Source organism: Paraburkholderia dioscoreae (genome assembly GCF_902459535.1).
Lineage (GTDB): Bacteria > Pseudomonadota > Gammaproteobacteria > Burkholderiales > Burkholderiaceae > Paraburkholderia > Paraburkholderia dioscoreae.
This window is the reverse complement of the sequence record NZ_LR699553.1, coordinates 2207656-2229601: the sequence shown is the minus strand read 5'-3', so window position 1 is coordinate 2229601 and position 21946 is coordinate 2207656. Positions and strand designations below refer to the sequence as shown.

The following is a 21946-nucleotide window of genomic DNA, read 5'->3' as shown; positions in this document are numbered from 1 at the left end:
CTCACACGCTGACCGGAGTTCCGATGCTCGCCATGTTTCGCCCGACCGCTGCGCGGTCGTCTTTTGCTCGCCGTCTGACCGCGGCGCTGCTGACCCTGTCGACGGGCGTGGCCGGCCTCGGCGCGGCCGTGCCCGCGCATGCCGAAGGGCAGATCCGCGTGGCCGAACAGTTCGGCGTGGTCTACCTGCTGCTGAACGTGGCGCGCGACCAGCAGTTCGTCGAAAAAGAAGGGCGCAAGCAGGGCATCGACATCAAGGTCGACTGGGTGAAGCTCTCCGGCGGCGCCGCCGTCAACGACGCGCTGCTCTCCGGCGCGGTGGATATCGCCGGCGCGGGCGTCGGTCCGTTGCTGACCATCTGGGACCGCACGCGCGGCAAGCAGAACGTGAAAGGCGTGGCGTCGCTCGGCAACCTGCCGTATTACCTCGTCAGCAACAATCCCGACGTCAGGACGATCGCCGACTTCACCGAAAAGGACCGCATTGCGGTGCCGGCCGTCAATGTGTCGGTGCAATCGCGCGTGCTGCAATACGCGGCGGCGAAACGCTGGGGCGACAAGGATTACAACCGCCTCGACAAGTTCACGCAGGCGCTGCCGCATCCCGACGCGGCCGCGGCGATCATTGCGGGCGGCACGGAAATTACCGGACACTTCGGCAATCCGCCGTTTCAGGAGCAGGAACTCGCCGGCAATCCGAAGGCGCACATCGTGCTGAATTCATACGACGTGCTCGGCGGACCCAGTTCGGCGACCGTGCTGTACGCGACGGAGAAATTCCGCGACAACAATCCCAAGACCTACCGCGCATTCGTCGATGCACTGGCGGACGCGGCGCGCTTCATCACGGCGAATCCCGACGCCGCAGCCGACATCTACATCCGCACCAATCAGTCGAAGATCGACCGCAACCTGTTGCTGAAGGTCATCAAGGATCCGCAAGTGCAGTTCAAGGTCGCGCCGCAAAACACGCTCGGACTTGCGCAGTTCATGCACCGCGTGGGTGTGATCAGGAACGACCCGCAGTCCTGGAAGGATTACTTCTTCGACGACCCGGCAACCGCGGCGGGAAGCTGACCGTGAACGTGTACCCGCGCTTTGCCGGATACCTGTCGGCCCGAGCGGTCGGCTTACAGGGAGCGATCTGATGGTGGCCAATCCTGCCTCGCTGTTTCCGAACCACGGTAATGAAGCCGCTGCGGCGACCAGCGGAAAACTGCTCGCGGTCGAACACGTCAACCTCGAATACCGCACACGTGAGCGGATCGTTCGCGCGACCCATGACGTGAGTTTCGACGTCTACGGCGGCGATCGTTTCGTGCTGCTGGGGCCGTCGGGTTGCGGCAAGTCGACCCTGCTCAAGGCCGTGGCCGGCTTTATCGAGCCGACCTCCGGCAGCATCTCGCTCGACGGCCAGATTGTGCGAGGCCCGGGGGCCGACCGTATCGTGGTGTTCCAGGAATTCGATCAATTGCCGCCGTGGAAGACGGTTCTGCAGAACGTCGCCTTTCCGCTGCGTGTCGCGAAGAAGCTTTCGCGCGTGCAAGCCAACGAGCGGGCGCTGCATTATCTGGAGAAGGTGGGGCTTGCGTCATTCGCCAACGCCTATCCACATACATTGTCGGGCGGCATGAAACAGCGTGTCGCGATTGCCCGCGCGCTGGCGATGCAGCCGCGCGTGCTGCTGATGGACGAACCCTTCGCCGCGCTCGATGCGCTCACCCGCCGCAAGATGCAGGAAGAGCTTTTGCGCTTGTGGGAAGAGGTGAACTTCACGCTGCTGTTCGTCACGCATTCCATTGAAGAAGCGCTCGTGGTCGGCAACCGCATTCTGTTGCTGTCGCCGCATCCGGGCCGTGTGCGCGCGGAGCTCAACAGCCATCAGTACTCTCAGGACAGTTTCGGGCGCACCGATTTCCAGCGCAGCGTCGCGCGTATTCATCATCTGCTGTTTGAAGAGACGGAGGGCGCGCAATGAGCTCACCCGCCACCTTGCTGCCGCCGGTTCGCGAAGAATACGAGCGTCCGCTCGAACCGCTCGGCGAACTCGTTCTCGAAGCCCCGCTGCCGCTCGGCAAGCGGATTTTCGCGCAAGGCTGGGTGCGCAAGACGCTGATCGCGCTGGTGTTGATCGGCATCTGGGAAATCGCCGCGCGCGCAATCGACAACGATCTGCTGCTGCCCACCTTCGGCGCCACGTTCAGCGCGTTCGTGCAAGGCGTGTGGTCCGGCGAGCTGCTGCAAAAAACGGCCGTGTCGATGTCCGTGCTGCTGCGCGGCTATCTGCTCGGCGCCGCGCTCGCGTTCGTGCTGACGTCGCTTGCCGTGTCGACGCGCCTCGGCCGCGATGTCCTGTCGATGCTGACGGCGATGTTCAACCCGTTGCCGTCCATTGCGCTGTTGCCGCTCGCGCTGCTCTGGTTTGGTCTCGGCACTGGCAGCCTGCTGTTCGTGCTGGTCCATTCGGTACTCTGGCCGCTCGCGCTGAACACTTACTCCGGTTTTCAATCGGTGCCGGCGACGCTGCGCATGACGGGCCGCAACTACGGGCTCACCGGCATACGCCATGTGCTGCTGATTCTGGTGCCGGCAGCGTTGCCGGCGATTCTGGCGGGCTTACGGGTGGGCTGGGCATTTGCCTGGCGCACGCTGATCGCGGCCGAACTCGTGTTCGGCGCGAGTTCCGGTAGTGGCGGCCTTGGCTGGTACATCTTCCAGAATCGCAACGAACTGTATACGGATCGCGTTTTTGCGGGTCTCGCCGCAGTGATCGTGATCGGTTTGCTGATCGAGCATCTGGTGTTCGATACGCTGGAGCGCGTGACCGTCCGGCGCTGGGGCGTGCAGCACTAACGGCTGAGCGACGATCCTGTAGCGCTATTCGGTGTTGGCGACTACGATATGGTGAGAGGGCGCCCGGCTACGGCAAAGGCGCAGTGCACAAAAACTGGCGAAACTCCCGGTTGCTCTCGCCGCCACCGTGGACTACAAATCTAGAGCTGTGCCACGGCCCCGAACCCGACAGACAAGGAGACTCCCGTCATGGGTATGCGTCCGGATCCTACGTTCCATGCATCACCGAAACTCGCGATGGATGCGCCGGCGGAAGAGTACGCCTATACGGTACTTCTCAGCCCCGATTTTTCGCAGCCGGACGCGCTTGCCGTCATCGACGTGAAACCCGGTTCGCCGACCTACAGCCAGGTGGTTCACACCGTGCCGGTGCCGTACAAGGGCGACGAATTCCATCATTTCGGCTGGAATGCCTGCTCGTCCTCACTGTCGCCGCTGACCGGCCACGCTTTCCTCGAACGGCGCTACCTGATCATTCCGGGCATGCGTTCTTCGCGTATCTACATTGTGGACACGCATCCGCATCCCACCCAGGCGCGCATTCACAAGATCATCGAGCCGGAGGAAATCTTCCGCAAGACGGGCTACTCGCGCCCGCATACCGTGCATTGCGGACCCGAAGGGATTTACATCAGCACGCTCGGCGGCGCAGGCAAAGACGGCACCGACGGGCCGCCCGGCATTTTCATCATGGACTGCGAAACGTTCGAAGTGCTCGGCCGCTGGGAGATCGACCGCGGCTTGCAGGAGAAACACTACGATTTCTGGTGGAACCTGCCGCGCGACTATATGGTGTCGAGCGAATGGGCGTTGCCGCCGCAGTTCGAGAACGGGATCGTCGCCGAGGATCTGCTGGCGAACAAATACGGGCACCGCATCCACTTCTGGGATCTGAGCGGCAGGCGCAACGTGCAGACAATCGACCTCGGCGCGAACCACCAGATGGCGCTCGAAGTGCGGCCCGCGCACGATCCCAGCCGGGAATACGGCTTCGTCGGCGTCGTGGTCGATACGACGAATCTGGAAGGCTCGATCTGGACATGGTGGCGCGAGGGCGGCCAGTTCCACATCGAGAAAACGGCGACCATTCCGCCCGAGCCCGCAGCCACGGAATTGCTGCCGCCGCTGCTTCAGGGTTTCGGCGCGGTGCCGCCGCTCGTCACCGATATCGATCTCTCCATCGACGACAAATTCCTGTACGTCGCGTGTTGGGGAACCGGCGAAATGCGCCAGTACGACGTGACCGAACCCCGCAAGCCGAAGCTCACGGGATCGGTTCACATAGGCGGGATTGCGCGGCGTACGCCGCATCCGGGCGGCAAGACCTTCGCGGGCGGCCCGCAGATGGTCGAGATCAGCCGCGACGGCAAGCGCGTCTACTGGACCAACTCGCTCTATTCGACCTGGGACAACCAGTTCTACCCGGGCGGCGTACCCGCGGCACAGGTCATGGCGCGGGCCGAACCCAGCGGCGGCCTCAAGCTGACCGACGACTACTGGGTGGACTTTCCCGACGGATACCGCGCGCATCAGATCCGGCTCGAAGGAGGGGACTGCTCGACCGATTCGTTCTGTTACCCGTCGGTGGGCGTTTGATCGGGGCAGGCTGGTCGCAGACCGGCCTTTGGCTGGCCATTCTCGCGAGCGGCCTTTATCACGGCATCAACCCGGCAATGGGATGGCCGCTCGCAGTGTCGGGCGGTTTGATGGAAAGACGGGCGCGGGCGCTGTTCAGCGCGCTCGTCTATCTCGCGGCGGGGCATATGCTGGCGGTGTTGCTGATGATGCTGCCGTTCGCCATGCTAACCATGCTGCTCGCCTGGCAGCGCCAGATCCAGATCGGCGCCAGCGTGCTGGTTATTGGCTTCGGCGTATTCCTGCTGATCCGCAGACGCCATCCGCGCATCCTCAGGCGGATTCCGCCCTCACGGCTCACGCTCTGGTCCTTCACCATTGCGCTCGCGCACGGCGCCGGACTGATGCTCGTGCCGATCTATCTCGGCCTCTGCCGCGCCTACGACGAGCAAGGCCACCGGGCCGCGCAAACGCTGATCGAAGCCAATCTCGGCATGGCGTTGCTGGTCTCGGGTGTGCATGCGTGCGCCATGATGGTGGTGGGCGGGCTGCTGGCATGGTTGGTCTACCGCTACCTGGGGCTCAGGTTCGTAGCGCGGAGCTGGTTCAATCTGGACACTGTCTGGGCGATGAGTCTCGTGCTGGTCGGCGTGCTTTCACTGACGATAAATGCTCTCATGGCGGGCGAAGGGTAACAGGGGCCGCCAGCTTTCGTTAGTGCATTGGCGAATATGGATCTGCCGATTTGTTCGTGGCGCAAGGCGGCGAACACAACGAGAATCAGACAGGTCGCATGCCTTCGCCTGTCAGCGCCGGCCGCATGCCGCGCTGCTCTTTGGCGAACCGACACGGTGCCGCGCGCGTTCGGCCGGGCAGGTGCGGCGCGTCCCATCCATTCCTGATTCGCGGACTTCCATGAGCAGACGTAGCGGGCACTTGCGCCTCGGCGCTTTCCTTTACCCTTCCGGGCATCATATTGCGGCGTGGCGGCATTCCGAGGCACGGGCGGACGCCGGTGTCGATTTCCGTCATTACGTCCAGCTCGCGCAGGCGGCGGAAGCTGCAAAGTTCGATCTGGTCTTTCTCGCCGACGGCGTGGGCACGCGTGGCGACAACGTCGACTTTCTCAGCCGCACGGCGCACAGCTATGTGGCGCAGTTCGAACCGATCACCTTGCTGTCGGCGCTGGCCGCCGTGACGGAACGCATCGGCCTGGTCGGCACGGCCTCGACGAGTTTCAACGAGCCGTATCACATCGCGCGCAAGTTCGCGTCGCTCGATCATATTAGCGGGGGACGCGCGGGCTGGAATCTGGTCACCTCGTCAAGCGAGCATGAGGCGAAGAACTTCAATCGTGACAGGCATTTCGACCATGCCGAGCGTTATGAGCGTGCCGCCGAGTTCGCTGAAGTCACGGCGGGGCTATGGGACAGCTGGGAAGACGACGCCTTTGTTCGCGACAAGACAGAAGGCCGTTTCTTCGACCCGGCCAAACGCCATGTGCTGCATCACAAGGGACGTTTCTTCCAGGTCAAGGGGCCGCTCAATGTCGCCCGTTCTCCTCAAGGGCATCCGGTCGTCGTGCAGGCGGGGTCGTCCGAAGCCGGCCGGGATCTGGCCGCGAAGACCGCCGAGGTGATTTTCACGGCGCAGCAGACGTTGCAGGACGCCGTCGATTTTTATGCCGATGTGAAGGGCCGACTGGAGGCCTATGGCCGCCGTCCGGACGACCTGAAGATCATGCCCGGCGTGTTCCCGATCGTGGGCCGCACCGAGGACGAAGCGAAGGAGAAGTTCGAGCACTTGCAGTCGCTCGTGGACCCGAAGGTGGGGCTCGCGCTCGTCTCCGGACTGACCGGCGGCTTCGATCTGTCCGGCTATCCGCTCGACGGGCCGATTCCGGATCTGCCCGAAACGAATGCGAGCAAGAGCCGGCAAGTGCTGACGATCGAGTTGGCCCGCCGCGAGAATCTGACGATCCGCCAGCTCTATTTGCGGGTGGCGGGAGCGCGTGGTCATTGGCAACTCGTCGGCACGCCGGCGCAGATCGTCGATCAACTGGAAGAACGCTTCCTGAATTACGGCGCGGACGGTTTCAACGTGATGCCGCCATTGCTGCCCACCGGCTTGACCGATTTCGTCGAACTGGTGCTGCCCGAATTGCGCCGACGCGGCCTGTTCCGCGAGGACTACGAAGGCCGCACGCTGCGCGACAATCTCGGCTTGCGGCGGCCGGCGCATCGCGCCGGATAGCGGCGCGGTATAGCGGCGGGCACAGCAGCGACAACAGCGCCGACCACACCCGCGCCGAGGGCTTGCAAGCAGCCGCGCCGAAGCCGGATTAAACTGGCTCGACCCAGTTCGGGACGGAGATCGTTTAATGTCACGTCAGCTTCGCCTCGGCGCATTCATGCGTCCCACTACGATTCATACCGGCGCGTGGCGCTATCCCGGCGCCTATCCCGACGCCAACTTCAATTTCGGGCATTTGAAGCGTTTTGCGCAGACGCTGGAGCGCGGGCGCTTCGACGCGTTCTTCATGGCCGACCACCTCGCGGTGCTCAACATGCCGCTCGACGCGCTCAAGCACAGCCACACGGTCACGTCGTTCGAGCCGCTCACGCTGCTCCCCGCGCTCGCTGCGGTCACCGAGCGGCTGGGGCTCATTGCCACCGCGTCCACGACATTCGACGCGCCGTATCATGTGGCAAGGCGTTTCGCCTCGCTCGACCACATCAGCGGCGGCCGCGCGGGGTGGAATCTCGTCACCACGTCGAACCCGGACGCCGCGCTCAATTTCGGCCTCGACGAACATGTGGAGCACGACGAGCGCTACCGGCGCGCCCGCGAATTCTTCGATGTCGTCACCGGACTGTGGGACAGTTGGGCCGACGACGCTTTTATCCGCGATACGGCAACCGGCACATTCTTCGATCCGCAGAAACTGCATGTCCTCAACTACAAAAGCGAGAACTTCTCGGTACGCGGGCCGTTGAATATCGCGCGCCCGGTTCAGGGTTGGCCGGTCATCGTGCAGGCGGGATCGTCGGAAGCCGGGCGGCAGATCGCCGCCGAAACGGCCGAGGTGGTGTTCACCGCGCAAACTCAACTGGCGGACGGCAAGCGCTTTTATGCCGATGTCAAAGGCCGCATGGAGAAGCTGGGGCGCTCACGCGATCACATGAAGATCCTGCCGGCCGCCTTCGTGGTGGTGGGCGATACGCTGGAGCAGGCGCTCGAAACACGAGCGCGACTCGACACGTTCGTTCATTACGAGAGCGGTATCGCTTCATTGTCGATTGCATTGGGGCACGACGTGTCAGGCTTCGATCCTGACGGCCCGCTACCCGACATTCCTGAAACCAATGCGAGCCGCACCTCGCGGCAGCGCGTGCTCGAATGGGCGGAGCGCGACCGGTTGACGATTCGCCAGTTGGCCCAGCGCATTGGCGGCTACGCGGGACTTGAGATGGTCGGCACGCCGGCCATGATCGCCGATCAGATGGAGCAGTGGCTGGTGGAAGAGGGCTCCGACGGATTCAATGTGATGTTTCCGTATCTGCCGGGCGGTCTCGACGACTTCGTCGACAAGGTGATCCCTGAGTTGCAGAGGCGAGGGCTGTTCCGGCGCGAATACGAAGGGGCCACGCTGCGAGAGAATCTGGGGCTGCCGCGGCCTGAGAACCGGTTCTTTGCGGGTTCCGGTGCTCGAACGTAATCGCATTCAGCTCGCTGTTCACGAACCGCCGAACCAGTTGTAGCCCTGATCGACCCAGTAGCCGCCCGGAAACGTGTTAGTTACGAAGATCTCCATGATGTGCTTGGGGTTCTTGTAACCGAGTTTGGTAGGCATCCTGAGCTTCATCGGATAGCCGTATTTTGCCGGCAATTGCTGGCCGTCGTAGGTAAAGGTCAGCAATGTCTGCGGATGCAGCGCCGTCGGCATATCGATGCTTTCGTAATAGTCGTCGGCGCATTTGAAGCCGACGTATTTCGCCGATGTATCAGCGCCCACGCGTTTCAGGAATTCGGAAAACGGCGTGCCGCCCCATCGGCCGATCGCGCTCCATCCTTCTACGCAGATATGCCGCGTAATCTGTTCGGCTTTCGGCAAGGCGTACAGATCATCGAGGGTCCATGTCTTTTTTTCCTGCACGAGGCCGCTGACTTTCAACCGGAAGTCGCTGCCGTCCACGTGCGGGACATCGTCGATCCCATAGAACGCGTTGAAGGGAAACGGACGCGTGATCTGTGCTTCCGTGTAGGTCGGCGCGAGACGATCCGGATCGAACAGCCAACCCTGCACGCTGTCGTTGATTTTCGACACGCGCGATAAGAACGTCTCGACCGATTTATCGTCCGACAGGCTGCATCCTGTCAGCATCGCAAGACCACCGAGCGTGATGATGCGCTTGCCGAACAGCCGGCGTGACGGCATATCGAGTTCACGGCGCACGTCGATAGCCAGCGACTCGCGATCCACGCCCAGCGACGAAGGTTTGAATAGCTTCATGGTTTTACTCCCCGTTAGCGGCCGCGAATCATCGTAAGCAACGAACGCGGCACAAGCGCGACCATCGTCAGGTGGACGACGATAAAGCCGGCCAGCAAGGCCATGGCGCAGAAGTGAACGACGCGTGCAGTGTCATATCCGTCCATCAGTTCGCGCAGCAACGGAAACTGCACCGATTTCCAGATCGCGAGCCCCGATACGATCAGGATGGCGATGTCGAGCATCACGAACAGATACGCGAATTTCTGCACGGCGTTGTAGCGGCTCGGGTCCGCGTGCGATAGATGGCCTTTCAGCGCCTCGCCGAGATCGTGCAGGATCGCGCGCGGTGACAGCGGGAAGAATTTCGAGCTGAGGCGTCCGGTGACGAGGTTCATCGCCAGATAGAAGAGGGCGTTGAAGAACAGCAGCCACATCGCCGCGAAGTGCCATTGCAACGCACCGCCGAGCCAGCCGCCGAGCGTGATGCCGGTGGGAATCCTGAAACCTTCGAATACCGGCGACGCGTCGTAGATTCGCCAGCCTGAGAGCATCATCAGCACCGCGGCCAGTGCGTTGAGCCAGTGCGTGATACGTACCCACGCGGGTTGAATCGTGCGCGACTTGTCGTGCGATGCGCCGGGTTCAGGGAGCGCGTTCATAGTGAATCTCCGGTAATCGCGTTGGCGGTGGAGGCAACTTCGTTCAGGACCGGCTCCCGCTGGGCAGGCGAAACGGCATGAGGATCCGGAGGTGCATTCGCGGCCGGCGGGCCGGGAACGCACCCCGGGGACTTACTTGCTCATCGCGTCGCCTTTTTTCATCGCGTCGGGTTTCATCTTGCTGCCGTCTTTGCTCATCGAGTCCTTGGCCATTGCGTCCTTGCTCATCGAATCTTTGGACATTGAGTCCTTGGCCATCGAGTCCTTGCTCATCGCGTCTTTCGACATCGAATCATGGGACATGGCGCCGCTCGCCTGGGCGAACGCCGAACCACCGCCGACGAGCAACGCTGCGGCGAATACTGCGATTGCAATGCTTTTCATGGCAACTCCTTGAATATTGTTGATCGGACCGTGCGGCCTAAGCGGCGTATAGGATCCGTGTGTTTATGAGGTGAACCTGCTTTCCGGCAACTACCGATGCGTCGTCATTCCGCATCTGTGAGGTAGTTCGCCACGAGTGCCGGCGCGGTTACAGCAGGCGCGATTTTTTTTGCCGAAACGGAAAAAGAGGGCAGTGCGGCACGGTCGTGCGCTCCAGTGCACGGGGTGATGGAATAAACTCCTGTTTCCTGTAACCGACGTCCCAGATGAATCGAACTACCGATATCACCGCAGCGCAGGCGAAAGAGGCGCATCTGCGAACCCTGTTCCTGAGTGGGCTGGACGGCAACGGTGCCGCGTACCGGCAATTTCTCGCGGAACTGGGCGCGCACTTGCGCGGCTTCCTGCGCAGGCGGCTTCACGACGGCGCGTCCGACGCCGAAGATCTCGTGCAGGAAATATTGCTTGCAGTGCACAACGCACGGCATACCTACCGCACGCAGGAACCGCTGACCGCATGGATCCACGCGATCGCACGCTACAAGCTGACGGATTACTTTCGGGCGCGCGCCCGGCACGACGCGCTGAACGATCCGCTTGACGACGCGTTCGAGTTGCTCGCCGCACCCGATCTCGAACCGGCGCAAGCAAAGCGCGACCTTGGGAAACTGCTCGAACAGTTGCCTGATCGCCAGCGCCTGCCGATCGTGCATGTGAAGCTCGAAGGGCTGTCCGTGACGGAGACCGCGAAATTGACCGGCTTGTCGGAGTCCGCGGTCAAGATTGGCGTACATCGTGGACTCAAGGCATTGGCTGCAAAGATTCGAGGAACGCGATGAAAACGGATGACTTTATTTCCCTGCTTGCCACCGGCGTCGCGCCGGTGGACCGTTACGCGCTCACGAAACGCTTCGGCGTCGCGATGCTGGCCGGCGCGGCCGGTGCGACGCTGATCATGGCGCTGGTGCTCGGCATCCGGCGCGATCTCGCCCAAGTGGCGGTCACGCCGATCTTTTGGGCCAAGATCGCGTTGCCGTTATGCGTGATGATCGGCTCGCTGTGGATGTCGACGCGGCTTGCCCGTCCCGGCTTGCGCACGGGCGGCAGCGGCTGGCTGATCGCGGCGCCCGTCGCGGCGGTGTGGTTGGCCGGTGCGTATGTACTGATGGCCGCACCGGGCGACGCGAGACTCGCACTCGTGCTCGGCAAAACCTGGCGGGTCTGTCCGTTCAATATCGCGATGCTGTCGATTCCCGGCTTTGTGGCCGTGTTTTGGGCACTCAAAGGACTGGCGCCGACCCGGCTCGTGTTGACAGGCGCCGTGGGCGGCCTGCTGGCCGGGTCGATCGCGACGCTCGCGTATTGCCTGCATTGCCCGGAGATGGGGATTCCATTCTGGGGTGTGTGGTACGTGCTTGGAATGCTGTTGCCGGCGATCGTCGGCGCGCTGCTGGGGCCACGGTTGTTGCGCTGGTGATTGCCGTGCCGGCCGACTCCTCAAAGTCGCGCACGCAATCTCCGCGACTGACTCAATAGCCGAACTTCTGATACGCCTGCGGCGCGCGGGCAACGGAATCACCGCGGTGGTGCCGTGCAGTAAGTGCAGTGCTCTTTTTGCGGGATCCTCAGCCGAGCAATATCGAGCCGCCTTTCTCGACGTACGCCCGCAGCAAATGATGGGCAATGGCGAACGGCTTGGGCGCCGACAGCCCGTCCGCATGCGTGCCCGCGAGCATTGCCGCGACCTCCTGGCGCGTGAACCAGCGAGCGTCTTCGAGTTCGGCCGTATCGACGACGATGTCGGTATCGCTCGCCTGTGCAAAGCAGCCGATCATCAGCGATGAAGGAAAGGGCCACGGCTGAGACGCGAAGTAGACAACCTGTTCACACTTCAGGCGAGCCTCCTCCATCACTTCGCGGCGCACGGCGTCTTCCGCCGTCTCGCCCGGCTCAACGAAACCGGCAAGCGCCGAATACATGCCGGGGGCAAATTGGCGCTGGCGGCCGAGCAGACAACGTTCACCGTCTATCACCAGCATGATCACGACGGGATCCACCCGGGGAAAATGGCGTGCGCCGCAAACATCGCAGGCGCGTTGCCAGCCGGCCATCGCGACGCGGCTTGCAGAGCCGCAGTTCGCGCAGAAAGAGTGGCGGCGATGCCAGTCGAGCATCGACTTCGCCTCGGCCAGTATGCCGAGCGCTCCCGCAGCGACGAGGCCCTGCTGCGCGAGCGAGCGCAGGTCGATGCGCTCATGGCCGGTGCCTGGCAAAGGGGCCTTTGGCGCAAGGTCGAGCGCGAAGCCAAGCGCGAACCGTCCGCTGCCGTCGGTGTCTTCCCCGAGGAAGACGCTATGCAGAGGTTGGCCGAAGGCTGCGGTCTCGCTGGAGACGAACCACGGGTCGTGCTCGCTGCCTCGCTTGAGCAAGGGGACGTCGCCGTCGAAGACAAGAAACCGCGCGGCCGGGTCGCTGCGCAGATGCTCGAGGTAGGCGTGGTCGTCCCGCTTGTCGGAGCGGCGGTTCAGCGGGTTGAGGTTAAAGCCGATGGACGCGGGAAGGGCGGTTATCACGGTCGTTGACATAGAGGCAGGAGGATCCGCAAGTATGGCACGGGGTTCAGTCCGCTCGCACGCCGGGGTTCGTGAGGATTCACACGGCGCAGTATTTTTCCACTCCATTTGAAGCGCCGCTTTGGCGCAGTCAATGGGTTCTACAACTCGCGTGACAAAGTACCCGCTAGAATTGCGGCTTTAGCCCGGAATACGCCAATGTCCTTTGCCTCACTTGGCCTGATCGATCCTTTGCTGCGTAACGTGCAGGATCTCAATTACCAGACACCTACGCCGGTGCAGGCCAAGGCGATTCCTGCTGTGCTGAGTGGCAAGGACGTCATGGCTGCGGCACAGACCGGCACTGGCAAAACGGCGGGTTTTGCGCTGCCACTGTTGCAACGGCTGGTGCAACACGGCCCGGCGGTGTCCAGCAACCGCGCGCGTGTTCTGGTACTGGTGCCCACGCGTGAACTGGCCGAACAGGTGCTGCAAAGCTTTATCGATTACGGCAAAGGCCTCGACTTACGATTTCTGGCCGCCTATGGCGGCGTGAGTATCAACCCGCAGATGATGAAGCTGCGCAAAGGCGTGGATGTGCTCGTCGCTACGCCGGGCCGTTTGCTGGATCTCAATCGCCAGAACGCCGTGCAGTTTGATCAGGTGCAAACGCTGGTGCTGGATGAAGCCGACCGCATGCTGGATCTGGGCTTTGCGCGCGAGCTCAACGCCGTCTTTGCTGCGTTGCCCGTTCAGCGCCAGACCTTGCTGTTCTCTGCCACGTTTACCGATGATATCCGCGCGATGGCGGCGGGCATTTTGCGCGACCCGCTCAATATCAGCGTCAGCCCGCCCAATGCCACGGCTAGCAAGATCAGGCAGTGGGTGGTGACGGTGGATAAAAAGAACAAGCCTGACCTTTTCATGCACCTCGTGGCTGAGAACAACTGGCGGCACGCGCTGGTGTTCGTCAAAACCCGCAATGGCGTGGATTACCTGGCGGCCATGCTGGATGAAGCGGGCTATGCGGTCGACACCATCCACGGCGACAAACCGCAACCCGCGCGCTTGCGTGCGCTGGAACGTTTCAAGACGGGCGAAGTACAGATGCTGGTAGCCACCGATGTGGCTGCGCGCGGTCTGGATATCGACGATCTGCCGCTGGTGATCAACGTCGATCTGCCGATCGTGGCGCAGGACTACGTGCACCGGATTGGCCGTACCGGCCGCGCGGGCGCCAGCGGCGTGGCGGTGTCCCTTGTGTGTGCCGATGAAGCGCCGCAACTGGCCGCGATTGAAGCACTGATCCGGCAAACGCTGCGCCGTGAAGAAGAACCGGGTTTTGAAGCAGAACACCGCGTGCCGCAAACTAGCGCGACGGGCGAGATCATCAGGAAGCCCAAAAAACCCAAGAAGTCCAGAGTGCCGCACGCTGCGCCGCGCGACATGCAGGTGCTCAGCAAAAAACCGCGCCCGCAAAGTGGCGAAAACCAACCCAAGCTTGCGGCGCAATGCGCCGTGGCTGTGGGTAAGGGCACAAGCCTGGTGGGCGGTAGCCCATTCAGCGTGCAAAAGCCACGTAGCAAGCCCGCCGGCAAGCCAACTGCGGGGTCACGTAAGCCGGCTGGCAAACCCGCTGGTGGGCGCGGGAAACGCCAATCTTGATTCGTGGGGATGAGTAAGGCCAGCCCGGAACAGGCTGGCGGTTCGTTTAAGCGAATGAACGATAGGAGGATCGAGCGTCCTGGGATTAAATCCAATATTTGACATAATATAAATTATCAACAGAACTGGTATGTTTGGAACTGTTGCGCTCGGTCAAGTTTCTGGCGGTTTTCCGAGCAAAATCTGTCCCCATTAATGGTAACTTCGCCCGTTGCGTATTTTTGCGGGTGATCCCAGTGTTTCAGCAATTACTCGGCGCCGCGGTTCCGTCGGCGCTTCGTGGTCCGGTGCTGGTCGACGATGTTGGGCTGCCGCGTTATTGGGCTGCAGTCTGGTCGGCAATGACGGCTTCGCAACTGGCGGATTCCACCCACACAAAGAAGCTGCGATATCTGGAGGATCTTTATCAACATGCAGACCGTCTCCTTGGCCCGAATGCGCTGGATGATGCGCTGGCTGAACTCGACGACGGCGCGCTGGCCCAGATTCTCGAATCGTGGTTCGTCTCCATCCGAAATCAGCCGGCGGTGACCGGCGCCGACGAAAAGCGCTGGCAAGCCGGGCTTGGCTTCGTGACGACGGTCGTGACCTGGTTGTCAAAGAGTCAGGTCGCCGACGAACGGCTGCAGCGCATCGAACAGCGACTGCACAGGCTTTCCACGCTTTACAGCCAGCTCCACGTTCGCAGGGACAATTCGGTGGAGACGGTTCGCTCGTTGCCGGCGAGTACCGTCGAGGCGCTGTATGCGCTGCTTGACCCGGAATCTCCTCAAAATCCTTTTGAACGTGACAAGACACGCTGGCGCGTCTTCGTCGCATTTGTGTTGATGCTGCACCAGGGTTTGCGACGCGGCGAAGTGCTGCTGCTTGCGGCCGATGCCGTGAAAAGCGCCTACGACCACAAGCAACTGCGAACGCGGTACTGGCTCAATGTGCAGGAAAACGAGTATGCAACCACGGAGGGCGACTCCCGCTATTCGAAGCCCAGCATCAAAAATGTGCATTCGATTCGGCAGGTGCCAGTCAGCGAACTGACTGCCAGCCTGGTGCAACGCTATGTCGAAAACTATCGGGGTCGACCCGATCACTCGTTCCTGTTGAACTCACAGACCGATGCACCGTTGTCGACCGAGACACTGACCAAAGTATTTGCGCAGATGTCGCGCTGCTTGCCGGTCGAGGTGCTGACAGAACTGAAGGACCGAACTGGCAAGGACGCAGTGACGCCTCACGATCTGCGCCACACGTGTGCCGTAGTCCGGCTCCGTCAATTGCTGGAGCAAGGCGACGCGATGGATGAAGCCCTCCAGAAGCTACGGACGTTCTTCGGCTGGTCCAAGGCATCGACCATGCCGTCCCGGTATGCGCGGGCTGTGTTTGAGGATCGATTGACGGGTGTATGGAATGACGCCTTCGACGACCGGGTCGCACTTCTTCGTGCCTTGCCCAGGAGCATCTGATATGGGCAAGTCACCAATCCAGTCGGACCTGTTCCCCGAGCGGTTTCCTGCCGATGACGTTATTGGTCAGATTGTGGCGGCGCTACCAATGCTGCCACCGGTCATCCGCTATTACGATGACTTCGATGATGTGCAGCATTCGATCCGGGATCCAGCTGGTCGAGCGGTCTTTGAACTGGCAATCAACGGCAGGATAATCAGGATCGACTTTACGCGCTTTGCGGACACTCACGCCCTGCTGTTGAAGCACGTCTTCCTGTTCCTGCTCGGTGAAAATCTAAACGTATCGACCGCGGCAAACTACCTGATTGCAGCTCCCCATCTGGCGCTCGGCGATGTCATTGACATTGTTCGCGCTGGTCCCATCGGCATTACGGCTGTCTGGACCAGACTACGGGTGCGCGAGATGACCCTGTCGGCTTATATCCTGGTGAAAGCGCTGTTGCGACTCCTGTGTCGCCATCGATTGCGAGGCTGGTCTGATACCTACGACGCCTACATTACCACCGCCCTTCCCTTGCCTGCCCGCGACGCTTACGCGGGCGTGCGCTCGGGTGATGTGTTCCTGGGCGCGGAAGAAGAAGCAGCCGTTGTGCGTCATCTGGATGAAATGGTTGTGGCCCTTGCGTCCATGGTGGCCACGGCCCCATCGAACGAGGATATTTGCGACGCAGGGATGTTGCTGTGCGCCTACCAGTTCGCCATGCGCCCGATCCAGATTGCAATGCTGGGCATGCGAAATGTTCGCATCTGGCAGGACACACCGGATGGACCGCCGACGGTTCATCTGACCTTCCACATGGCCAAGCAGCAAAGCAACTCGAAAAGAAAACCGCTCACACGTCGGGTCAAACGTGAGTGGGCTCCGCTCTTCGCCTCGCTCCATGCGCAACGAAAGACGGAGGGTGTCACGGGTGCCGCTCGATTCTTTACGGTCGGATCGAGCTACGAAGCGGGATCACGAATTGCCGTGCTCGTCAGAAAACTGATCGGCTCTGATGACCTCGGTACGGCCACGGATCTGCGGCATACGGCGGCCCAACGACTCGTCGACGCCGGCGCGAGTCACGAAGAGCTAGCCGAGTTTCTGGGCCATTCGCATATACAGACGGGGCTGGTGTACTACGAGACATCGGCCACTCATGCGGAACGGGTGAACCGGGCGCTCGGCGCGTCGGATATATACCGGCGCGTGGCGAAAATTGCCCACGACCGGTTCATCCTCCCGGAAGAGCTCACCCTTCTTAAAGGTGAACAACAGATCGCCGGTGTGCCTCACGGCATTCCGATTGCCGGAATTGGTGGCTGCACATCTGGCCAGCCGGCCTGCCCCTATAACCCGGTCACGTCGTGCTATGGATGCGGGAAGTTCATGCCCTTGCACGACAAGGTAATGCATGAGTGTGTGCTGGCTGCGATGCGTGAAGTGGTGACGTTCTTCGACCAGAGTTCGCGCGGCAATACCAGGTCGCCGGCCTATCTGCAGTTGCAGCGCACGATCGCTGAGATACAGACGGTCATCGAAGAACTGGAAGGCAACGACCGATGAACCCACACTACTCCGCGTTCATCGAGCTGGGTAAAACGCTGGTCCGCGAGAAAGGCCTGTCATGGAACATGCTTCTCGACGAACAAGGCGTCGCGCGCGACAGTGTTGGCTGGAACCTTACCGCCATGGCTGGCGATGTTCCACCGCCGCTACATTATCTGCGTGACCTCGGGTGTGACGCGAAGGCGCTGGCGATCGTCAATGCCGAGCGTGTCGAGCGTGACCTGACGCCTCTCGGCAAGCGCCCGCTATCTGCCGCCTGGCAGGACCTCATCAAGGCCGCGGTCGTCGAGCAGTTGCTGTTCAAACGGCACACCGCAGGGTATGTCTCGCAAAGCATCGCCCGGCCGCTGCGTGTGATCGCTACATGCGTGGACAAGGAACCGTGGCAACTGATCGCGGACGATCTGCGTCTGGCGGTCCATGTCGGCAAGGCGATCCAGGCCACGGGAAAGCTGGGGGACCTGGTGGCCGGCATCGTCAAGGTAGTGTTCGACGCCCGGCACATCTGCGATGCCGGACAGATGTACTCGTCGCTCGCCATTCCCCGCATGAAAATGAAAAGCGCGATCAAGGCAAAGCACACCTGGTCGCAGGACGAGTTACTCACCGATCTGGAGGCCCGCAAGCGTGAGGAGCGGTTGCCGGAGCGTCGGGCGTTCTGGGAGCTGACCCGTATCGTGATGACCGAAAAGCCGCGTACGTTCATGGACGATCTGCGGTTCGCCGCAGTACGCGCGATGATCGTGACTGGATTCCGCATTGGTGAAGCTGCCCTGCTACCGGTTGACTGGAGGCGGGAACGATCCTATCTGGACGCGAAGGGGCGGCCTGCGGGCGAATCCGGTGGCATCTCTACGTCGCTGATGGTTCGCCACTTTGCGGAAAAGCAGCAGGAGGACGAGTCGGCCAGTCGCTTCCTGCGCGAAGAAACACAACCTGTGCCAGATATGTTCCGTGGCCTGTTGACTGAGACGCTTGACCATGTCGCAAAGCTCACGGAGCCGCTACGTGCGACGCTGAAGCTCCAGTGCGAAGCCGGTCGGCTACTTCCGTGGTATGAGGCCCATGACCTGGTGCCCTTCACCGAGGTATATACACATCTGATGGGCAACCCGTTCTGGCTGGAAATTGAACGGGAGCCGTTCATCGAACGCTACCGGGATAGCTTCGACCCATCGGTACTGATCGATCTGCACATCCATCAAAGGTGGAAACAGCAGTCAGGTGCGCTTACGCTTGACATGGCGGTATATCAGTTCGGCAAGCGCCTGCTGGACAAAATGCGTAGCGAACAGATCGCATTGCGCTTCCGACGTGCTGATGGCAAGGTCATCGGAGTCCGGGAGCGCATGGGCTGGCATAACACCTATCTGCACGTCGGCGAACTTGAAAGTCATGTCCGCTCCACGACGCCGACCAAGGTCTCCGATACAACGCCGCTGCCACTTGCAGTCGGGGTGGTTCAACCATGGGAGTTTCTGTTCGTTCAGCCGAAGCGCTCGCTTGCTGAAGAACGGAACGACGGGCTCTGCGACGTGAACCGCTTCATGGCGGTCAGCCGCCCGGATCCGCGCTTTATTGGCGTCGGCCTTGGTTACGACAAGGGAGTGCCATCGTTGTTCGAGAAGTATGGAGAGACCGCCGAAGACAGGGCTTTGAAATTGGAGCCACACATGCTGCGCCATCTGCAAAACACCGAACTGTTCCGCCTGGGCGTGGCCGATACGATCATCTCGAAGCGCTTCAACCGGCGCAGCATCGCACAGAGTTACGAGTACGACCATCGCAGTCTTGCAGAAGACCTCGACCAGATCCAAATCCCGCAGGACATCGAGGTCATGCTCGGCGAGAAGGCCAGCACGGTTGCCCGGCTCATCAAGGGCGGCAAGGCCAACGGCCCGATCGTTGATGCGTTCCGGCGCATTCAGGCAACGGAGGGCGACGCCGCCGCGTACGATTACCTTCGCGCCGAAGCGGACGGCTTCCATGCCACGCCGTACGGGCACTGCCTGAATTCGTTCACGGTTGACCCCTGCCCCAAACACCTCGAATGCTTCGCGGATTGCCGCCACCTCTCGGCGACCGATCTGCCGGAGAACCGGCAGAACCTGATCCAGCTCGAGGGCAAGTTCAAGCTCGCGCTGGAAACGATCAAGGCCAGGCCATCGACTAGCATTGGCTGGAAGAACCAGCTTGATCACGCGGAAAAGCGGCTTGCCGGCGTCCAGAAGTTTCTTGCAACACCATCGGGCAAACGTCCCTTCCCTGACGGCGTTGACCTGTCACTGCCGCGGCAACGTGGAGTACTTGATGACTGAACCGAACGGGTCCGGCAACGACGCAATGCGCGAGATTCTCGAAGCGTTGCTCGCCGATGATGAAGACATTACAGCTCGCGCTGTCGCGCGCCTGCACCCGTCCATCAACGCAGCATCGTCAATTACGCGCAGCGAAGCGCGGAGCACGTTGCTCGCTGAATATCGGCAGCGGCAGGCCGCATACCGCCGCTGGCGCGGCCGCGTTGGTAAACGGTCTGGCGCCGACACCGCAGCGTCGCTCACCGACAAGGACATCCGGATTGCAGAACTCGAAGCCACTGTGCAACTGCTGACGGCTTCACACCTTGCAATGTTGCGCGCGGTCGGCGAACTGGGTGGCTTCAGCAAATGGGCCAGATTCTATGAACAGTATCGCGATGCACGCGACAAACTTGCGAAGCTTGGCGCGATACCGGAGGCGGCAATATCTCCAATGCCGGAAGAAAGCCCGAAGCGCCGTGGAGATAGACGGCGGCGTTGACTGTCTGGGTGACGTGATAGTGTTTGCATGATCGCTACAGCCACGAAATGGCTGCGGTTCGGCGGCGGAAGCCGCCTCTCTCCCGAAAGGAGCACGAAATGTCTTACCCACCCTGCTTCCAGACATTACACGATGAGCCCGGCCCCGTCGGATACCTCGGGCGAGGTACGCATTATTCTGTTTTACGCGTACCGACGTGGCACGACGACCTGATGAACCAGATTCAGTACGGCAGGTTCCTCGACTTCGCAATTATCTGGGACGAAGATCACGACGACCGGGTGCTCGACGCGATTCTGATCATGTACCTCACTGGCCTGCTTGCACCGGTGCGATTCATCGGCGAACGCAAAGGCGTGCTCTCAGTGCTGCTTGCACCCGCAACCGTCAAGACTTGGGACGATGACACGTTCCAGCGATATTGCGAGGACGTCGCCGACGTATGCGCCCATCTTGATGATCCGTGGACAGCAGAAATCAATAGCATGGATAGCACACAGCATTCGATCATCCAGGCGCCTGCTGAAAACGTCGCGACCTATCTGAAGAACATCGACATGCTGTGGCAGCTCGGAACGCGGTCTACCCTTCCTGCCTAGGCAGCACGGATTCGCAACAACATCCGATCATGCGATGCCACGACCGGCCGCCGTTGTTGCGCAGTCGCACGCCCAACCGCGCAACAGACGGTGCACGTCGGTGATGCAACAGCCCTTCAGCGAATAGCGGCGCCTGTGGATAACTTCCCCGCTATAAATAAAGGGAAGAGTTGAAGAACAAACCTTCGCAACACGATGCCCGAGGTGCCAAGAATCAACAAATTGCCTGTCTGTTAGTCCAACGTTCAGATGTCGTGTTTCCGCTAAATTGGCCAGGCGCACTCCATATACAAACCCTACTGCGGCGTCGGCGCATCTTCGCGGATCAACTCGCGGCGTTTCAATTCCGCCCAGAATTCCGCTGGAATTTCAGCCCGGAAGGTTCGAAGATTGTCTTCCAGTTGAGCAACCGTGCGCACGCCCGGAATGTTGGTAGGAATAGCCGGATGACCGAGCACGAATTGCAGCGACGCTGCCTTCAGCGGCACCGAGAACTCGCGGCACACCTGCTCCATCTTGCGCACGCGTTCCAGAATCGCTTCCGGCGCGGGCGCGTAGTTATATTTGGCACCGGGCACCGCGCCCGTCGCGAGAATGCCGCTGTTGTAGCCGCCGCCGAGAATCACCGACACCTGTTTCTCTTCGCAAAGCGGCAGAAAGCCGTCCAGCGCATCCTGCTCCAGCAGCGTGTAGCGCCCCGCCAGCAGCAGGCAGTCGAAATCCTGCCGGCGAATCGCCTCGTGGGCGACCTGCCACTCGTTGACACCCAGCCCCACCGCCTTCACCACCCCTTCGTCACGCAGTTTCAGCAGGGCCTTCGACGCGCCCGCCATCGCCGCCTCGAACATCTCAGGTTGACGCTCGCCGTGAGTAAAGACGTCGATATCATGGATCAGCGCGATGTCGATGTGCTCCAGCGCCAGCCGCTGCAGACTGTCTTCGATCGAGCGCATCGTGCCGTCGTAGCTGTAGTCGAAAACCGGCTCGAACGGCAGTCCATCAACCCACGGCGCGAAGTTGATCTCGGCGCGCTTGCGCGGCTTCAGGAGCCGTCCAACCTTCGTCGACAGCACATACTGGTCACGCGGACACCAGCGCAGCCCCTGCCCGCAGCGCGCCTCGCTCAAGCCGTAGCCATACATCGGCGCGGTGTCGAAGTAGCGCACGCCTGCGTCCCACGCTGCCTTGATCAGTGCAGCCGAATCCTCCTCGCTGATCGGCCTGAAGATGTTGCCGATCGGCGCCGCGCCGAACCCCATCACAGTTGTTTCGAGCCCTGAACGCGGCCATTTTCGCCTTGCTACCGGATCCATCGTTGTCTCCTTTCAACAGTCAAGCAGCGTTTGATAAAGAG

20 protein-coding genes are annotated in these 21946 nt (G+C 61.4%); 15 read left to right on the top strand and 5 right to left on the bottom strand.

Annotation, left to right across the window (positions count from 1 at the left end):
• The first annotated feature begins 23 nt into the window (after nucleotides 1-23).
• From PDMSB3_RS09950 to PDMSB3_RS09920, 7 genes are all read left to right on the top strand, one after another.
• Nucleotides 24-1076 (top strand): ABC transporter substrate-binding protein, encoded by a 1053-nt coding sequence (locus PDMSB3_RS09950; protein ID WP_007181893.1) that lies wholly within the window; start codon nucleotides 24-26, stop codon nucleotides 1074-1076.
• Nucleotides 1077-1146: 70 nt separating this feature from the next.
• Nucleotides 1147-1977, top strand: a complete 831-nt coding sequence (locus tag PDMSB3_RS09945; RefSeq protein ID WP_007181894.1) for an ABC transporter ATP-binding protein — start codon at nucleotides 1147-1149, stop codon at nucleotides 1975-1977.
• Nucleotides 1974-2852, top strand: coding sequence for an ABC transporter permease (locus PDMSB3_RS09940; RefSeq protein WP_007181895.1), 879 nt, complete (start codon nucleotides 1974-1976; stop codon nucleotides 2850-2852). Before PDMSB3_RS09945 ends, PDMSB3_RS09940 begins: the two co-directional genes overlap by 4 nt.
• 189 nt (nucleotides 2853-3041) lie before the next feature.
• Nucleotides 3042-4448, top strand: a complete 1407-nt coding sequence (locus PDMSB3_RS09935) for a selenium-binding protein SBP56-related protein (protein ID WP_165185997.1) — start codon at nucleotides 3042-3044, stop codon at nucleotides 4446-4448.
• Nucleotides 4445-5122, top strand: a complete 678-nt coding sequence (locus PDMSB3_RS09930; protein ID WP_007181897.1) for a hypothetical protein — start codon at nucleotides 4445-4447, stop codon at nucleotides 5120-5122. Before PDMSB3_RS09935 ends, PDMSB3_RS09930 begins: the two co-directional genes overlap by 4 nt.
• 220 nt (nucleotides 5123-5342) lie before the next feature.
• Complete coding sequence (locus PDMSB3_RS09925) at nucleotides 5343-6680, top strand: LLM class flavin-dependent oxidoreductase (RefSeq protein ID WP_007181898.1); 1338 nt, start codon at nucleotides 5343-5345, stop codon at nucleotides 6678-6680.
• Between the two features lie 127 nt (nucleotides 6681-6807).
• Nucleotides 6808-8145, top strand: a complete 1338-nt coding sequence (locus PDMSB3_RS09920) for an LLM class flavin-dependent oxidoreductase (protein ID WP_007181899.1) — start codon at nucleotides 6808-6810, stop codon at nucleotides 8143-8145.
• A gap of 18 nt (nucleotides 8146-8163) precedes the next feature.
• Here the strand turns inward: PDMSB3_RS09920 and PDMSB3_RS09915 are convergent, their stop codons facing one another.
• The 3 genes from PDMSB3_RS09915 to PDMSB3_RS09905 all read right to left on the bottom strand — a co-directional run bounded on the left by PDMSB3_RS09915 (nucleotide 8164) and on the right by PDMSB3_RS09905 (nucleotide 9965).
• Nucleotides 8164-8940 (bottom strand): molybdopterin-dependent oxidoreductase, encoded by a 777-nt coding sequence (locus tag PDMSB3_RS09915; protein ID WP_007181900.1) that lies wholly within the window; start codon nucleotides 8938-8940, stop codon nucleotides 8164-8166.
• A 14-nt stretch (nucleotides 8941-8954) separates the two neighbouring features.
• Entirely contained in the window at nucleotides 8955-9581 is a 627-nt protein-coding gene (locus tag PDMSB3_RS09910) for a cytochrome b/b6 domain-containing protein (protein WP_007181901.1), read from the bottom strand.
• A gap of 132 nt (nucleotides 9582-9713) precedes the next feature.
• Nucleotides 9714-9965, bottom strand: coding sequence for a pentapeptide MXKDX repeat protein (locus PDMSB3_RS09905; protein ID WP_007181902.1), 252 nt, complete (start codon nucleotides 9963-9965; stop codon nucleotides 9714-9716).
• A gap of 266 nt (nucleotides 9966-10231) precedes the next feature.
• On the opposite strand from PDMSB3_RS09905, the gene PDMSB3_RS09900 reads away from it, so the two are divergent.
• Together PDMSB3_RS09900 and PDMSB3_RS09895 are read left to right on the top strand one after the other, a co-directional pair.
• Complete coding sequence (locus PDMSB3_RS09900; RefSeq protein ID WP_007181903.1) at nucleotides 10232-10804, top strand: sigma-70 family RNA polymerase sigma factor; 573 nt, start codon at nucleotides 10232-10234, stop codon at nucleotides 10802-10804.
• On the top strand, nucleotides 10801-11442 hold the full coding sequence (locus PDMSB3_RS09895; RefSeq protein WP_007181904.1) for a DUF1109 domain-containing protein: 642 nt from the start codon (nucleotides 10801-10803) through the stop codon (nucleotides 11440-11442). The genes PDMSB3_RS09900 and PDMSB3_RS09895 overlap by 4 nt, the downstream gene beginning before the upstream one ends.
• A 148-nt stretch (nucleotides 11443-11590) precedes the next feature.
• Here PDMSB3_RS09895 and nudC read toward each other — a convergent pair whose 3' ends face one another.
• A complete protein-coding gene (nudC, locus tag PDMSB3_RS09890) occupies nucleotides 11591-12550 on the bottom strand; it encodes an NAD(+) diphosphatase (protein ID WP_007181905.1) in 960 nt (319 codons plus the stop codon).
• A 186-nt stretch (nucleotides 12551-12736) separates the two neighbouring features.
• On the opposite strand from nudC, the gene PDMSB3_RS09885 reads away from it, so the two are divergent.
• The 6 genes from PDMSB3_RS09885 to PDMSB3_RS09860 all read left to right on the top strand — a co-directional run bounded on the left by PDMSB3_RS09885 (nucleotide 12737) and on the right by PDMSB3_RS09860 (nucleotide 20592).
• A complete protein-coding gene (locus PDMSB3_RS09885; RefSeq protein WP_165185995.1) occupies nucleotides 12737-14182 on the top strand; it encodes a DEAD/DEAH box helicase in 1446 nt (481 codons plus the stop codon).
• Nucleotides 14183-14316: 134 nt separating this feature from the next.
• The gene (locus tag PDMSB3_RS09880; RefSeq protein WP_232064159.1) at nucleotides 14317-15642 is read left to right on the top strand and encodes a site-specific integrase; all 1326 of its coding nucleotides are present in this window, start codon (nucleotides 14317-14319) and stop codon (nucleotides 15640-15642) included.
• A 1-nt stretch (nucleotide 15643) separates the two neighbouring features.
• Complete coding sequence (locus PDMSB3_RS09875; RefSeq protein WP_165185992.1) at nucleotides 15644-17191, top strand: site-specific integrase; 1548 nt, start codon at nucleotides 15644-15646, stop codon at nucleotides 17189-17191.
• On the top strand, nucleotides 17188-19512 hold the full coding sequence (locus tag PDMSB3_RS09870) for a hypothetical protein (protein ID WP_165185990.1): 2325 nt from the start codon (nucleotides 17188-17190) through the stop codon (nucleotides 19510-19512). Before PDMSB3_RS09875 ends, PDMSB3_RS09870 begins: the two co-directional genes overlap by 4 nt.
• Nucleotides 19505-19993, top strand: coding sequence for a hypothetical protein (locus PDMSB3_RS09865; RefSeq protein WP_165185987.1), 489 nt, complete (start codon nucleotides 19505-19507; stop codon nucleotides 19991-19993). The genes PDMSB3_RS09870 and PDMSB3_RS09865 overlap by 8 nt, the downstream gene beginning before the upstream one ends.
• A gap of 98 nt (nucleotides 19994-20091) precedes the next feature.
• A complete protein-coding gene (locus PDMSB3_RS09860; protein WP_165185985.1) occupies nucleotides 20092-20592 on the top strand; it encodes a hypothetical protein in 501 nt (166 codons plus the stop codon).
• Between the two features lie 296 nt (nucleotides 20593-20888).
• Here the strand turns inward: PDMSB3_RS09860 and PDMSB3_RS09855 are convergent, their stop codons facing one another.
• The gene (locus PDMSB3_RS09855; protein ID WP_007181907.1) at nucleotides 20889-21905 is read right to left on the bottom strand and encodes an aldo/keto reductase; all 1017 of its coding nucleotides are present in this window, start codon (nucleotides 21903-21905) and stop codon (nucleotides 20889-20891) included.
• Nucleotides 21906-21946 lie beyond the last annotated feature (41 nt).

Excerpts from the sequence above, each read along its gene's own strand:
- PDMSB3_RS09875 (WP_165185992.1), top strand. The coding sequence starts at position 15,644 with ATGGGCAAGTCACCAATCCAGTCGGACCTGTTCCCCGAGCGGTTTCCT.
- PDMSB3_RS09940 (WP_007181895.1), top strand. The coding sequence starts at position 1,974 with ATGAGCTCACCCGCCACCTTGCTGCCGCCGGTTCGCGAAGAATACGAG.
- PDMSB3_RS09895 (WP_007181904.1), top strand. The coding sequence starts at position 10,801 with ATGAAAACGGATGACTTTATTTCCCTGCTTGCCACCGGCGTCGCGCCG.
- PDMSB3_RS09920 (WP_007181899.1), top strand. The coding sequence starts at position 6,808 with ATGTCACGTCAGCTTCGCCTCGGCGCATTCATGCGTCCCACTACGATT.
- PDMSB3_RS09870 (WP_165185990.1), top strand. The coding sequence starts at position 17,188 with ATGAACCCACACTACTCCGCGTTCATCGAGCTGGGTAAAACGCTGGTC.
- PDMSB3_RS09855 (WP_007181907.1), bottom strand. The coding sequence starts at position 21,905 with ATGGATCCGGTAGCAAGGCGAAAATGGCCGCGTTCAGGGCTCGAAACA.
- PDMSB3_RS09950 (WP_007181893.1), top strand. The coding sequence starts at position 24 with ATGCTCGCCATGTTTCGCCCGACCGCTGCGCGGTCGTCTTTTGCTCGC.
- PDMSB3_RS09935 (WP_165185997.1), top strand. The coding sequence starts at position 3,042 with ATGGGTATGCGTCCGGATCCTACGTTCCATGCATCACCGAAACTCGCG.
- PDMSB3_RS09860 (WP_165185985.1), top strand. The coding sequence starts at position 20,092 with ATGTCTTACCCACCCTGCTTCCAGACATTACACGATGAGCCCGGCCCC.
- PDMSB3_RS09865 (WP_165185987.1), top strand. The coding sequence starts at position 19,505 with ATGACTGAACCGAACGGGTCCGGCAACGACGCAATGCGCGAGATTCTC.
- PDMSB3_RS09945 (WP_007181894.1), top strand. The coding sequence starts at position 1,147 with ATGGTGGCCAATCCTGCCTCGCTGTTTCCGAACCACGGTAATGAAGCC.
- PDMSB3_RS09925 (WP_007181898.1), top strand. The coding sequence starts at position 5,343 with ATGAGCAGACGTAGCGGGCACTTGCGCCTCGGCGCTTTCCTTTACCCT.
- nudC (WP_007181905.1), bottom strand. The coding sequence starts at position 12,550 with ATGTCAACGACCGTGATAACCGCCCTTCCCGCGTCCATCGGCTTTAAC.
- PDMSB3_RS09910 (WP_007181901.1), bottom strand. The coding sequence starts at position 9,581 with ATGAACGCGCTCCCTGAACCCGGCGCATCGCACGACAAGTCGCGCACG.
- PDMSB3_RS09885 (WP_165185995.1), top strand. The coding sequence starts at position 12,737 with ATGTCCTTTGCCTCACTTGGCCTGATCGATCCTTTGCTGCGTAACGTG.
- PDMSB3_RS09900 (WP_007181903.1), top strand. The coding sequence starts at position 10,232 with ATGAATCGAACTACCGATATCACCGCAGCGCAGGCGAAAGAGGCGCAT.
- PDMSB3_RS09915 (WP_007181900.1), bottom strand. The coding sequence starts at position 8,940 with ATGAAGCTATTCAAACCTTCGTCGCTGGGCGTGGATCGCGAGTCGCTG.
- PDMSB3_RS09905 (WP_007181902.1), bottom strand. The coding sequence starts at position 9,965 with ATGAAAAGCATTGCAATCGCAGTATTCGCCGCAGCGTTGCTCGTCGGC.